Origin of the sequence: Kosakonia sp. SOY2 (assembly GCF_027109175.1) — a bacterium.
Taxonomy (GTDB): domain Bacteria; phylum Pseudomonadota; class Gammaproteobacteria; order Enterobacterales; family Enterobacteriaceae; genus Kosakonia.
Genome location: NZ_JAPVXH010000004.1, coordinates 69,472 through 82,775 on the forward strand (window position 1 = coordinate 69,472; position 13,304 = coordinate 82,775).

Annotated in this window: 10 protein-coding genes and 1 pseudogene; 5 read left to right on the forward strand and 6 right to left on the reverse strand. The window is 54.9% G+C overall.

All coding sequences use genetic code 11. The features are described 5' to 3' along the window. The first annotated feature begins 41 nt into the window (after positions 1 to 41). Positions 42 to 704, forward strand: a complete 663-nt coding sequence (gene can, locus O3S68_RS19045) for a carbonate dehydratase (RefSeq protein ID WP_044489565.1) — start codon at positions 42 to 44, stop codon at positions 702 to 704. Positions 705 to 734: 30 nt separating this feature from the next. Here the strand turns inward: can and hpt are convergent, their stop codons facing one another. After that, a complete protein-coding gene (gene hpt, locus O3S68_RS19050) occupies positions 735 to 1,271 on the reverse strand; it encodes a hypoxanthine phosphoribosyltransferase (RefSeq protein ID WP_017457963.1) in 537 nt (178 codons plus the stop codon). A 202-nt stretch (positions 1,272 to 1,473) separates the two neighbouring features. On the opposite strand from hpt, the gene O3S68_RS19055 reads away from it, so the two are divergent. Further along, positions 1,474 to 3,864: a glucose/quinate/shikimate family membrane-bound PQQ-dependent dehydrogenase gene (locus O3S68_RS19055; protein ID WP_269232223.1), complete on the forward strand. Its 2,391-nt coding sequence runs from the start codon at positions 1,474 to 1,476 to the stop codon at positions 3,862 to 3,864. Between the two features lie 113 nt (positions 3,865 to 3,977). On the opposite strand, the gene cueO is transcribed toward O3S68_RS19055, so the two are convergent. Continuing rightward, a complete protein-coding gene (gene cueO / locus O3S68_RS19060) occupies positions 3,978 to 5,663 on the reverse strand; it encodes a multicopper oxidase CueO (protein ID WP_269232224.1) in 1,686 nt (561 codons plus the stop codon). Between the two features lie 144 nt (positions 5,664 to 5,807). Between cueO and O3S68_RS19065 the strand changes: the two genes are divergently transcribed. The 3 genes from O3S68_RS19065 (at position 5,808) to speD (ending at position 7,917) form a co-directional block, all read left to right on the forward strand. Next, entirely contained in the window at positions 5,808 to 6,155 is a 348-nt protein-coding gene (locus O3S68_RS19065; RefSeq protein WP_020456577.1) for a YacC family pilotin-like protein, read from the forward strand. Positions 6,156 to 6,241: 86 nt separating this feature from the next. Next, entirely contained in the window at positions 6,242 to 7,102 is an 861-nt protein-coding gene (speE, locus tag O3S68_RS19070; protein WP_020456576.1) for a polyamine aminopropyltransferase, read from the forward strand. 20 nt (positions 7,103 to 7,122) lie between these two features. Further along, positions 7,123 to 7,917, forward strand: a complete 795-nt coding sequence (speD, locus tag O3S68_RS19075; protein WP_045511959.1) for an adenosylmethionine decarboxylase — start codon at positions 7,123 to 7,125, stop codon at positions 7,915 to 7,917. Positions 7,918 to 7,946: 29 nt separating this feature from the next. Here the strand turns inward: speD and yacL are convergent, their stop codons facing one another. The 4 genes and pseudogenes from yacL to traT all read right to left on the reverse strand — a co-directional run. Further along, positions 7,947 to 8,309 carry a protein YacL gene (gene yacL / locus O3S68_RS19080; RefSeq protein ID WP_020456574.1) on the reverse strand — a complete coding sequence of 121 codons (363 nt, stop codon included), beginning with the start codon at positions 8,307 to 8,309 and terminating at the stop codon, positions 7,947 to 7,949. Positions 8,310 to 8,506: 197 nt separating this feature from the next. Then, positions 8,507 to 11,104, reverse strand: a complete 2,598-nt coding sequence (gene acnB, locus O3S68_RS19085) for a bifunctional aconitate hydratase 2/2-methylisocitrate dehydratase (RefSeq protein ID WP_020456573.1) — start codon at positions 11,102 to 11,104, stop codon at positions 8,507 to 8,509. A 272-nt stretch (positions 11,105 to 11,376) separates the two neighbouring features. After that, complete coding sequence (locus O3S68_RS19090) at positions 11,377 to 12,816, reverse strand: hypothetical protein (RefSeq protein ID WP_269232225.1); 1,440 nt, start codon at positions 12,814 to 12,816, stop codon at positions 11,377 to 11,379. 187 nt (positions 12,817 to 13,003) lie between these two features. After that, a pseudogene (gene traT / locus O3S68_RS19095) lies at positions 13,004 to 13,261 on the reverse strand (complement resistance protein TraT); the annotation flags it as partial. Positions 13,262 to 13,304 lie beyond the last annotated feature (43 nt).

Genomic DNA, 13,304 nt, shown 5'->3' on the forward strand with positions numbered 1-13,304 from the left:
TTAGCGCAACGCACTTATCTGGTTACAGGTCGTTAACCTCCATGAAAGACATAGATACACTCATCAGCAACAATGCACTATGGTCAAAAATGCTGGTGGAAGAAGATCCTGGATTTTTCGAAACACTGGCGCAAGCACAGAAGCCGCGCTTTCTCTGGATTGGATGCTCCGACTCACGCGTACCCGCAGAACGTCTTACCGGGCTCGAACCGGGTGAACTGTTTGTACACCGTAATGTTGCAAACCTGGTTATCCATACCGATCTGAACTGCCTCTCCGTGGTGCAGTACGCGGTGGATGTGCTGGAAGTTGAGCACATTATCATCTGCGGTCACTACGGTTGCGGCGGCGTGCAAGCGGCGGTTGAGAACCCGGAACTGGGCCTAATCAACAACTGGCTGCTGCACATTCGCGATATCTGGTTTAAACATAGCTCGCTGCTGGGCGAAATGCCGCCGGAGCGTCGTCTCGACACGCTGTGCGAGCTGAACGTGATGGAACAGGTCTACAACCTGGGCCATTCAACCATCATGCAATCCGCATGGAAACGTGGCCAGAAAGTGACCATTCACGGCTGGGCCTACGGCATTCACGATGGTCTGCTGCGCGATCTGGACGTCACCGCCACTAACCGCGAGTCGCTGGAACAGCGCTATCGCCAGGGCGTGTCAAACCTGAGTCAGAAGCACAGCAACCACAAATAACAATCGGGGCCGTTATTGGCCCCGTTTTTTTTACTCGTCCAGCATCACCACTTTGCCGACATACGGCAAATGGCGATAACGCTGCGCGTAATCAATACCGTAACCCACCACAAACTCGTCCGGGATAGCAAAACCGACGAATTCGACCGGCACATCCACTTCACGACGCGACGGTTTATCCAGCAGGGTACAAATCGCCAGCGATTTTGGCTCGCGCAGGCGCAGGATCTCGCGCACTTTCGACAGCGTGTTACCCGAATCGATAATGTCTTCCACGATCAGCACATCTTTGCCACGAATATCTTCGTCGAGATCTTTGAGGATTTTCACATCGCGGGTGGTGGACATGCCACTGCCGTAGCTGGAGGCGGTCATAAAGTCGACTTCGTGCGACACCTGCACTTCACGGCACAGATCAGCCATGAACATAAACGAGCCGCGCAGCAACCCAACCAGCACCATTTCGCTGCCGCTATCTTTATAACGCTCAGTGATTTGACGACCCAGCTCCGCGATACGCGCTTTGATCTCCGCTTCCGGGATCATCACTTCAACAGTGTGTTTCATTTTACTAACCATATGATTTAAAGAGTAAATCACTCAATACCGGTGCTTAAACCAGTGATTGAAACGCAAGGTGCGCAGTATACCAGCAAAAAGATTGTTGCGGGTTATTCCGCTACAAAGCTCATTTTGTGATGACGGTCACACTTGTTAACTCCTATAATTACTTGCTATCAAAATATTAACAAATCAACGGATGTGTTTTATGGCGGAAACAAAAACTCAACGGTCGCGGCTGCTTGTCACGCTGACGACGCTCTTTGCAGCCTTCTGCGGGCTGTATCTTTTAATCGGTGGGGTCTGGCTCGTCAGCATTGGCGGTTCCTGGTACTACCCCATCGCCGGTCTGGTCATGCTCGGCGTGACATGGCTGTTGTGGAAAGGGAAGCGCGCCGCGCTGTGGCTGTATGCCGCCCTGCTGCTGGCAACCATGATTTGGGGCGTGTGGGAAGTCGGTTTCGACTTCTGGGCGCTGACGCCGCGTAGCGATATCCTCGTCTTCTTCGGCATCTGGCTGATTCTGCCGTTCGTCTGGCGGCGGTTGATTGTGCCTTCCAGCGGTGCGGTAGCCGCGCTGGTGGTGGCACTGTTAATTAGCGGTGGCATTCTCACCTGGGCGGGTTTTAACGATCCGCAAGAAGTTCACGGCACCCTGAGCGCCGATGCCACACCGGCAGCGCCGATTTCACAGGTGGCCGATGGCGACTGGCCAGCCTATGGGCGTAACCAGGAAGGCCAGCGCTACTCTCCGCTGAAACAGATCAATGCCGATAACGTGAAAAACCTGAAGGAAGCCTGGGTGTTCCGCACCGGCGACCTGAAAATGCCAAACGATCCCGGTGAAATAACCAACGAAGTGACGCCAATTAAAGTGGGCGACACGCTGTTTCTGTGTACCGCGCACCAGCGTTTGTTTGCGATTGATGCCGCCACCGGCAAAGAGAAGTGGCACTTCGATCCGCAGCTGAACACCAATCCTTCGTTCCAGCATGTGACCTGCCGCGGTGTTTCTTACCATGAAGCGCGCGCCGATAACGCCAGCCCGGATGTCGTTGCTGACTGCCCGCGCCGCATTATTCTGCCGGTGAACGATGGTCGTCTGTTTGCGCTGAATGCGGATAACGGCAAGCTGTGCGAAACTTTTGCGAACAAAGGGATCCTGAATCTGCAGACCAATATGCCGGATACCACGCCGGGTCTGTATGAGCCGACGTCTCCGCCGATCATCACCGATAAAACCATCGTGATTGCCGGTTCGGTAACGGATAACTTCTCCACCCGTGAAACCTCCGGTGTTATCCGTGGTTTCGACGTGAATACCGGTAAACTGCTGTGGGCCTTCGATCCGGGCGCGAAAGATCCGAACGCGATCCCGTCGGATGAACACACCTTCACCTTTAACTCGCCGAACTCGTGGGCGCCTGCGGCTTATGACGCGAAACTGGATTTAGTTTATCTGCCGATGGGCGTCACCACCCCGGATATCTGGGGCGGCAACCGCACACCGGAGCAGGAGCGCTACGCCAGCTCGATCGTCGCGCTGAACGCCACCACCGGTAAGCTCGCCTGGAGCTATCAGACCGTACACCACGATCTGTGGGATATGGATATGCCGTCCCAGCCGACGCTGGCGGACATTACCGTGAACGGCAAAACCGTACCGGTTATTTATGCGCCGGCGAAAACCGGTAACATTTTCGTCCTCGATCGTACCAACGGTAAGCTGGTGGTTCCGGCACCGGAAAAACCGGTTCCGCAAGGCGCGGCAAAAGGCGACTACGTAGCCAAAACCCAGCCCTTCTCCGAGCTGAGTTTCCGCCCGACGAAAAACCTGAGCGGCGCGGATATGTGGGGCGCCACCATGTTCGACCAACTGGTGTGCCGCGTGATGTTCCACCAGATGCGCTATGAAGGTATCTTCACGCCGCCATCTGAGCAGGGCACGCTGGTATTCCCGGGTAACCTGGGGATGTTCGAATGGGGCGGTATCTCCGTTGATCCAAACCGTCAGGTGGCGATTGCCAACCCAATGGCGCTGCCGTTTGTGTCAAAACTGATCCCGCGCGGTCCAGGCAACCCGATGGAGCCGCCGAAAGATGCGAAAGGTACCGGTTCGGAATCCGGTATTCAGCCGCAGTATGGCGTGCCGTTTGGCGTGACGCTGAACCCGTTCCTCTCGCCGTTCGGCCTGCCTTGTAAACAACCGGCCTGGGGCTACATTTCCGCACTGGATCTGAAAACCAACCAGGTGGTATGGAAAAAACGTATTGGTACACCGCAAGACAGCATGCCGTTCCCGATGCCGGTTCCGGTGCCGTTCAATATGGGGATGCCGATGCTCGGCGGCCCAATTTCCACCGCCGGTAATGTGCTGTTTATCGCCGCGACCGCAGATAACTACCTGCGCGCTTATAACATGAGCAACGGTGAGAAACTGTGGCAGGGTCGTTTGCCGGCTGGTGGCCAGGCAACACCGATGACTTATGAAGTGAATGGCAAGCAGTACGTGGTCATTTCCGCAGGCGGTCACGGTTCGTTCGGTACCAAAATGGGCGATTACATTGTCGCTTATGCGCTGCCGGATGACGCGAAGTAATCTCTCTTCTCCCTGACCGGAAGTCGTTATAAAAAATCCCCTCTGCCATCTGGCATGAGGGGATTTTCTTTTCTGCGACCGCCTGCCGCCGGAGTAAAGCGGAAAGTGAAGCGCTAAACCGTAAAGCCTAACATCATCCCGGTATCTTCATGCTCCAGCAGATGGCAGTGCGCCATATAGGCAAATTCTTTCGGCGCGTCATGCTGGAAACGGACTAACACTTCGCTGCGCGCGCCATACACTTCAACCGTATCTTTCCAGCCTGCGCGATGCGCCGCTGGCGGTTTGCCATTTTCCGACAGAATGCGGAACTGCGTACCGTGAATATGGAACGGGTGCAACATCATGTCGCCCTCGCCGGAAATCACCCAGCGCTCATATTGCCCTTTCTGCGCGGCAAATTGCGGTGTCGCCATATCAAAGGCTTTGCCGTTGATGCGGTTGGCATTATGGAAATCAAAACCGTTGCCGCCGTGGTTCATCTGGCCGCTACCCATTTGCATGTTACCCATTTGACTATGGTCCATCTGACCATTATCCATTTGCATCTTGCCCATCTGGCTATGGTCCATCTGACCATTATCCATTTGCATCTTGCCCATCTGGCTATGGTTCATCTGGCCATGACCCATTTGCATATTCCCCATCTGCCCGTGGCCCATCATCCCGGCCATCGCGCTATCGCCATACTTCTGCTGTAGCGCCTGCATACCCATCATGTCGAGCATCGGATCCATCGACAGTTGCAAGGTGCGCTGCGTTAATCCTTCAAGCGCGGGTAAACCCGGCAGCGTCGCCAGCGTATCCGGTAACGTGCCGGAAGCGGTCACCTGTAATGGCTGGATGCGCAGCACCGGTTGCGGCTGGTCAAACGGCGCAACGGTCATTCCCATCTGCTGAACCGGTAAGGTCAGCAGATCAAATGGCTTACCATTGCTGGTATCGACCAATACTTCAAAGCGCTCGCCCATCAGCACCGGTAACTCGCTCACTTTCACCGGCTCCCCAAGCAAACCACCGTCGCTTGCTACCACATACAACGGGCGTTGATCGCTGGTGGCAAACTTCAGTGAACGCGCATTGCAGCCGTTCAACAATCGCAAGCGCAGCCAGCCGCGCGGGGCGGAATGTTGCGGGTAAATGGCACCGTTGGTGAGCAGCGTATCGCCAAACCAGCCAACGGCTGCGCTCATCACATCCAGTTGGTAATCAATCTGGCCGTTGGCGGCGAATTTTTTGTCCTGCACAATGACCGGTACATCATCAATGCCCCACTGTTGCGGCAGGCGCAACTTACGGCTGTTTTCATCCTCAATCAGCACCAGCCCTGCTAACCCCATCGCCACTTGTCGACCGGTTTTGCCGTGTTGATGCGGGTGGAACCAACATGTCGCCGCCTGCTGTGTCGGGGTAAAGGTCACGGTTCGGCTACCACCGGGTTTAATAATGCCTTGCGGCCCGCCATCGACTTCGCCCGGCACCTCAACGCCGTGCCAGTGCACGGTGGTCTCTTCGGCCAGCGTATTGCGGATCTCAACGGTGACCTCACGCCCCTGACGGAGCTGAAGCGCCGGGCCTAACAGCGCACCGTTGTATCCCCAGGTAGCGGCGCGTTTATTGCCAAACAGGGTTTCGCCTGCCTGCACCGTTAACGCGATACGGTTTTGCGCGTCGGCGGCGAGTAACGGTGGTACAGGCAATGCGGGGCGCTCAGCGGCGAACAGCGAACGGCTCCATAACGGCAGCGCGCTCATCACCCCCAGCGCAGCGGAATATTTCAAGAAATCTCGGCGTTGCATGGGCATTTCCTTATCGATTGCAGGTCATCTTTTGAGCTTAAACCCTCCCCCTGCCGGAAGGTCAAGAAAAGAGACAATAATAAATATCGTCGCCATATCCGGACTGTGCTAACGTTTAAATTCCGTTACGCCGTGGTAGAAATAATGAAGACGTTTTTCAGAACAATTGTCCTGGGCAGCTTGCTGGCTGTCTCCGCCAACAGTTATGCACTGAGTGAATCCGAAGCTGAAGACATGGCCGATCTCACGGCAGTGTTTGTATTTTTGAAAAACGACTGCGGTTATAACAACTTACCGAATGGGCAGATCCGCCGCGCCCTGGTTTTTTTCGCCCAGCAAAACCAGTGGGATCTCAGCAACTATGACACGTGGGACATGAAATCGCTTGGTGAAGAGAGTTACCGCGATCTGAGCGGTATTGGCATTCCGACCGCGAAAAAATGTAAAGCCCTCGCCCGCGACTCCCTGAGCCTGCTTGCCTACGTAAAATAACGGTGAACTTTTGACCGTGCATCGCTAATCAGAGTTAGCTATGATGTTGCGCCCGTTTTTAGCGGGTGTTAACAGAGGAGCTACCGATGGCCGATAACAACGTATGGCAAGAGACGCTGCACGACCATTTTGGTCAATACTTTGCCGTTGATAAGGTGCTGTATCACGAAAAGACCGATCATCAGGATCTGATTATTTTCGAGAACGCCGCTTTTGGCCGCGTTATGGCGCTGGATGGCGTGGTGCAAACCACCGAACGTGACGAATTTATCTATCACGAAATGATGACCCATGTTCCGCTGCTGGCACACGGCCACGCGAAACACGTGCTGATCATTGGCGGCGGCGACGGCGCGATGCTGCGCGAAGTCAGCCGCCATAAAAATATTGAAACCATCACCATGGTAGAAATCGACGCTGGCGTCGTCTCTTTCTGCCGCCAGTATCTGCCAAAGCACAATGCAGGCGCCTATGACGATCCGCGTTTTACGCTGGTGATCGACGACGGCGTGAATTTTGTTACTCACACTGACCAGACGTTTGACGTGATTATCTCGGACTGTACCGATCCTATCGGGCCAGGCGAGAGCTTGTTTACCTCTGCGTTTTATGAAGGCTGCAAACGCTGCCTGACTCCTGGCGGGATCTTCGTCGCGCAGAACGGCGTCAGCTTCTTACAGCAAGATGAAGCGGTCGACAGCTACCGCAAGCTCGGCCACTATTTCAGCGATGTCGGCTTCTATCAGGCGGCGGTGCCAACCTATTACGGCGGCATTATGACGTTCGCCTGGGCCACGGATAACGAGGCACTGCGCCATCTCTCCACCGAGATTATTGCCGCTCGTTTCCGCAACGCCAATCTCACCTGCCGCTACTACAACCCGGCGATTCATACGGCAGCCTTTGCCCTGCCGCAATATTTACATGATGCACTGGCTGCACAGTAACACTAAGGGGGTGATAAAAATTGAAAAAGCTTAAACTACATGGCTTTAACAACCTGACCAAAAGCCTGAGTTTTTGTATCTACGACATTTGCTACGCCAAAACCGCAGAAGAGCGTGATGGCTATATTGCCTATATCGATGAACTCTACAACGCCAACCGTTTGACGGAGATCCTCACGGAAACCTGTAACATCATTGGCGCGAATATTTTGAACATTGCCCGCCAGGATTACGAGCCGCAGGGCGCGAGCGTCACCATTCTGGTCAGTGAAGAGCCTGTCGACCCGCAGCTTATCGACAAAACCGAGCACCCGGGCCCGCTGCCGGAAGCCGTCGTCGCGCATCTGGATAAAAGCCATATCTGCGTACACACCTATCCGGAAAGCCATCCGGAAGGCGGTTTGTGCACCTTCCGCGCGGATATTGAAGTCTCAACCTGCGGCGTGATTTCACCGCTGAAAGCGCTGAATTACCTGATCCACCAGCTCGAATCCGATATCGTCACCGTCGACTACCGCGTGCGCGGCTTTACCCGCGATATCAACGGCATGAAACACTTTATCGATCATGAGATTAATTCGATTCAGAACTTTATGTCGGATGATATGAAATCGCTGTATGACATGGTGGACGTCAACGTGTATCAGGAAAATATCTTCCATACCAAGATGTTGCTTAAAGAGTTCGACCTTAAGCACTACATGTTTCATACCAGACCGGAAGATTTGACGCCGCTAGAACGTAAAGAGATCACCGAAGCGCTGTGGAAAGAGATGCGCGAGATCTACTACGGCCGCAATATTCCGGCCGTGTAACGCACCAGGGGCGCAAGGACGCGCCCTGATTAACGCTGCTGGAGGAACTGCCGGTAAGCCGCCACCACCTGAAGAAAATCCTCAACGCCACACAGCGACAGGCTCTCTTCGTCGTAGTAACTCATTCCCTCTTCCATTTCATCGCCGGAAAATTCCAGCTGGTTCGCGCGGATCATCACCTCTTCGCCATCCAGCCACAGCGTGTATTCATGGCCCGCGCGTTGCCAGGTACGCTCGCTGCCTTTCACCGTTTTCGCCGCCTGCTCCACTTCATCGAGCAGCGCCAGGTTCTCTTTCACTTCTTCATTGAACCAGTGCCCCACCACTTCGTGGCCCATCGACATGCGCACCTTTACCACTCCGGTGATATCACGCAAAAATTCGTAATCCATAATCGCTTCCTCATGCAGGCCAGATAGCCGCCTATGCAGTAATTATCGCAGCACAATACAAGAAAAAAAGCGCAGCGGCCGGAAGCGAGGAAAAATAACCGCTCAGGCGTGGAGAAAATAAGCGCGGCAGGCGTTTTAGCGACGGGAATAACAACAGGCGGGCAAAAAAAAGCCACCCCGCAGGGTGGCCTTCGTTATCAGACGGCAGTCTGGAAAATCACGCCGTCCGCTTTTTCGGTGTACTGGTTCAACTGGTCAAAGTTGAGGTAACGGTAAGTATCGACAGCGGTTTTATCCACCTGCGCCATAAAGTTGAGATACTCTTCCGGCGTTGGCAGTTTACCGATTAGCGCCGAAACCGCCGCCAGCTCCGCAGAAGCCAGGTAGACGTTCGCACCGGTACCTAAACGGTTCGGGAAGTTACGGGTTGAGGTGGACACCACCGTCGCGCCGTCTGCAACACGCGCCTGGTTACCCATGCACAGGGAGCAACCCGGGATCTCAATACGCGCTCCGCTCTTACCAAACACGCTGTAGTAACCCTCTTCGGTTAACTGCGCGGCGTCCATACGGGTCGGCGGCGCTACCCACAAGCGGGTCGGCAACTGGCCTTTATGGCTGTCCAGTAGTTTACCGGCAGCGCGGAAGTGACCGATGTTGGTCATGCAGGAACCGATGAACACTTCGTCGATGCTTGCGCCCTGAACGTCAGAGAGCAGACGCGCATCGTCCGGATCGTTCGGTGCACAGAGAATCGGCTCTTTGATTTCCGCCAGATCGATCTCGATCACCGCCGCGTATTCCGCGTCGGCATCCGCTTCCAGCAGTTGCGGATCGGCCAGCCATTTCTCCATGCCCTGGATGCGGCGCTCCAGCGTACGGCGGTCGCCGTAGCCTTCGGCAATCATCCACTTCAGCAGCACGATGTTGGAGTTCAGATACTCAATAATCGGCTCTTTGTTCAGCTTAATGGTACAACCAGCAGCGGAACGCTCAGCAGAAGCATCGGTCAGCTCAAACGCCTGCTCGACTTTCAGATCCGGCAGACCTTCGATCTCCAGAATGCGGCCGGAGAAGATGTTTTTCTTACCTTTCTTCTCAACGGTCAGCAGACCCTGTTTGATCGCGTACAGCGGGATCGCATGCACCAGATCGCGCAGTGTAATACCCGGCTGCATTTTGCCTTTAAAGCGCACCAGCACCGATTCCGGCATATCCAGCGGCATCACGCCGGTCGCAGCGGCAAACGCCACCAGACCTGAACCCGCCGGGAAGGAGATACCAATCGGGAAACGGGTATGCGAATCGCCACCGGTACCAACCGTATCCGGCAGCAGCATACGGTTCAGCCACGAGTGGATAACACCGTCGCCCGGACGCAGCGAAACACCGCCACGGTTCATAATGAAGTCCGGCAGCGTGTGGTGCGTGGTCACGTCAACCGGCTTCGGATACGCCGCCGTGTGACAGAAGGATTGCATCACCAAATCGGACGAGAAGCCCAGGCACGCCAGGTCTTTCAGCTCATCACGCGTCATCGGCCCGGTGGTGTCCTGAGAACCCACAGAGGTCATTTTCGGTTCGCAGTAAGCACCAGGGCGGACACCGGCCACACCGCAGGCACGGCCAACCATTTTTTGCGCCAGCGAATAACCACGGTTGCTTTCCGCCACGTCTTTCGCCTGACGGAAAACGTCGCTGTGCGGCAGGCCCAGCGCTTCACGCGCTTTGGTGGTCAAGCCACGACCGATAATCAGCGGAATACGGCCACCGGCGCGCACTTCGTCAATCAGCACCTCGGTTTTCAGCTCAAAGCTCGCCAGCAGTTCGCCGGTTTCGTGATTACGGACTTCGCCTTTGAACGGGTAAACGTCAATCACGTCGCCCATGTTCAGGCTGTTAACATCCACTTCGATCGGCAGCGCGCCGGCATCTTCCATGGTGTTAAAGAAAATTGGCGCGATTTTGCCGCCGAGCACCAGGCCGCCGCCGCGTTTGTTCGGCACAAACGGAATGTCGTCGCCCATAAACCACAGCACCGAGTTGGTGGCGGATTTACGCGAAGAACCGGTGCCCACAACGTCGCCCACATAGGCCAGTGGGAAGCCCTTTTTCGCCAATGCTTCAATTTGCTTGATCGGGCCAACGCTACCCGGCTGATCCGGCTCAATGCCTTCACGGGCGTTTTTCAGCATCGCCAGCGCGTGCAGCGGGATATCCGGGCGCGACCAGGCATCCGGTGCCGGGGAGAGATCATCGGTGTTGGTTTCGCCCGTGACTTTGAACACGGTAACGGTGATTTTCTCGGCCAGCGCCGGGCGGCTCAGGAACCATTCGGCATCGGCCCAGGACTGCATCACCTGTTTGGCGTACACGTTGCCCGCTTTCGCTTTCTCTTCCACATCGTAGAAGTTATCGAACATCAGCAGCGTGTGGGACAGGGCTTTGGCGGCGATCGGCGCGAGCTTTTCGTTGTCCAGCGCGTCAATCAGCGGGTGAATGTTATAGCCGCCCTGCATGGTGCCCAGCAGTTCGATCGCTTTTTCAGGGGTAACCAGTGGGGAGGTGGCATCGCCTTTGGCGATAGCGGCAAGGAAACCCGCTTTTACATAGGCAGCTTCATCAACGCCTGGTGGGACACGGTTAGCCAGCAGGTCAATCAGAAATTCTTCTTCGCCAGCAGGCGGGTTCTTCAGCAGCTCGACAAGCCCTGCCATTTGGGTTGCATCTAATGGTTTTGGCGCAATCCCCTCAGCGGCACGTTCAGCTACGTGCTTACGGTATTCTTCTAGCACGACGGTTCTCCTCGCTCTCATTGTCATAATGCGGCAGGCGTTTCTCTTCACGCTCCTGTGAGACAGCAGTTTGTAGGGTAAATCCGCGAACCGCGTCGGGCAGCATAGCAGGATTTTCAGGGGGTGTTAATCTGTTTACAAAAAAGCAACATTAAATACTTGCTGAATCGTTAAGGACGGAATAAAGCAGGCGGGAGAAGGTTTTAACGACAGAGAATCCTCGCCCACCGGAATGAAAAACGGCCCCGCAGGGCCGTTTGGTTACATAGCTGTTACGCCGAACCTAACAACGAACGCACATTACTGTTGGCATACTTTTCCGGGGTGACGGTTTGATCCACCAGCTTACCCAGTACGTATTTTTGCACCGTTGAGCGGTTGTTCACCTGCTCGTTATGACCGACGCTTGCCAGTTGCCCGCGACCGTTATAGTTGAGCGTGGTGGTGTTCTCTTCATCGTTTTCAACCAGATGGTAGAAGTAGTTTTGCGACGACTTCATTTTGTTCAGCGCCAGCGGAATCGACGGGTCGATAGCCTCATGCCAGGCGGCGCTCAGATGGCTGCGTGCCGTCTGCTTCACGGTTTTTGAGCCGTCATCACGTGTCTGCTCTTCAGAAGATTGCGAGGCGGTATAAGCGAAGCGATCTTTCTCTTCGTCATGCAACGGGTTAGGTGATTTCTCGGTTTGCACGAGCGACAGCGAAAAATCATTCAGCCCGCTTAATTGCGAAACGCCACTCGTATCAAGAGTGAGATTTTGCCCTGGGGTGACTTTGGCGCTTTCCGCATCGCGAGTGGTGTTCAGCGCGCGGAATACAGATTTCATCGCTTCCATCTGGCCACGATCGCCATTTCCGGCAATACGCGCTTTATCGAATTTATCGTCATACGCCTTCAGCGCCAGCTGCTGTTGGCCGTAGCTGCCGGCGAGCGCAGGTTTGGACATATCGCTGCTCATCTTCAGCGAATAGTCGCCATCCTGGTAGGCAACGGAGCGCGCTTTGTCATCGGCATGGAAATTAAGCGACTGCAGCGAATCATCGCCATTGCGTATATCGGTTTTCAGATCGACGGATTTCAAGCGGTTGCTATCAAAGTTGGTTAAACCGGAGATATCCAGTTTCGGCGGTTGCTGCCCCAGTCCGCTGAGCGCTTTGCTTAACGCACTGCCGAGGTTCGCCACTGCCGCCGCATCATCATCATTTAGCGCCTCGCCCTCCGTTTTCACCTCAACCGCGATGCCGTTGTCCTGCTGGGTCATCGTCAGGTGAACAGTCGAGCCGGATTTGGTGGCGATACTGAGCGTCACCGCTGATTTGTTCGCACCGGCGCTGGCGCTGGCCCCCATATCTGTGCTCACCCCGGTCAGTGCCTGGGTGAAATCGCCACGGTTCTCCTTCAGATTGCCAAGCAGCGCGCTGCCAAGGCCAGCCATCGAGGAAACCGAAGCACTGCCCAGTGCCGATTGCATCAGCCCCTCAATAATGGGGTTGGACTGCTGTGCAACACCGGTGCTCATTTTTTTCGGTGACAGGCTATAAACCGCCGAAATCTCTGAGGTCTGGCTACCGAACATCACTTTCGCCGAGGTGTTATTGTTAGCGACGGCGTTATTACTGCTGGCGGCTCGTACAGCAGCGCCAACCTGTGTTGTCGCGTTCACGCGCGTAACAGAAGGCAGCTGTAAGGCAAAACTAAGTCCGCGGATCATGACGATGAAACTCCCTCTCTCACCGATAGTGGTAGTCATCTACCATCGGCAGTTTTTGCACAATCTTTATACTTTGCGGATGAAAACCCTGAATTCATCACGAAACACAATAAAAAAAGCGAGCCAGTTCCCTGACTCGCCTATTTCAGGCTACCCATGCATTCATCATGTGGAATGCAAAGGCGGCTTACATAATGTTAGCGACAGATTTCGCCAGCTGCGCTTCGAGAACCGGTTTGGCTTCTTCGAATTTCAGGTTCACTTTGTTCGCGTTAGACACAACACGCGTCTGGTATTTCGCGCGGTTACCTTCTTCGGTGCTGGTCTGCAGCTTGATACCGGAAGTACCCTGACGCAGCGCTGCACCTTCGTAACCACTTTTCCGGTATACCAGGGTTTCACGCAGATCCATTTTGTCGACTTTCAGCACGCTGGCCAGGCTCCAGTCAACGGGAAAAAGGCAAAAAAAAGCAGCCCGCAGGCTGCCT

Excerpts from the sequence above, each read along its gene's own strand:
- can (WP_044489565.1), top strand. The coding sequence starts at position 42 with ATGAAAGACATAGATACACTCATCAGCAACAATGCACTATGGTCAAAA.
- speE (WP_020456576.1), top strand. The coding sequence starts at position 6,242 with ATGGCCGATAACAACGTATGGCAAGAGACGCTGCACGACCATTTTGGT.
- hpt (WP_017457963.1), bottom strand. The coding sequence starts at position 1,271 with ATGAAACACACTGTTGAAGTGATGATCCCGGAAGCGGAGATCAAAGCG.
- yacL (WP_020456574.1), bottom strand. The coding sequence starts at position 8,309 with ATGGATTACGAATTTTTGCGTGATATCACCGGAGTGGTAAAGGTGCGC.
- O3S68_RS19090 (WP_269232225.1), bottom strand. The coding sequence starts at position 12,816 with ATGATCCGCGGACTTAGTTTTGCCTTACAGCTGCCTTCTGTTACGCGC.
- O3S68_RS19055 (WP_269232223.1), top strand. The coding sequence starts at position 1,474 with ATGGCGGAAACAAAAACTCAACGGTCGCGGCTGCTTGTCACGCTGACG.
- O3S68_RS19065 (WP_020456577.1), top strand. The coding sequence starts at position 5,808 with ATGAAGACGTTTTTCAGAACAATTGTCCTGGGCAGCTTGCTGGCTGTC.
- cueO (WP_269232224.1), bottom strand. The coding sequence starts at position 5,663 with ATGCAACGCCGAGATTTCTTGAAATATTCCGCTGCGCTGGGGGTGATG.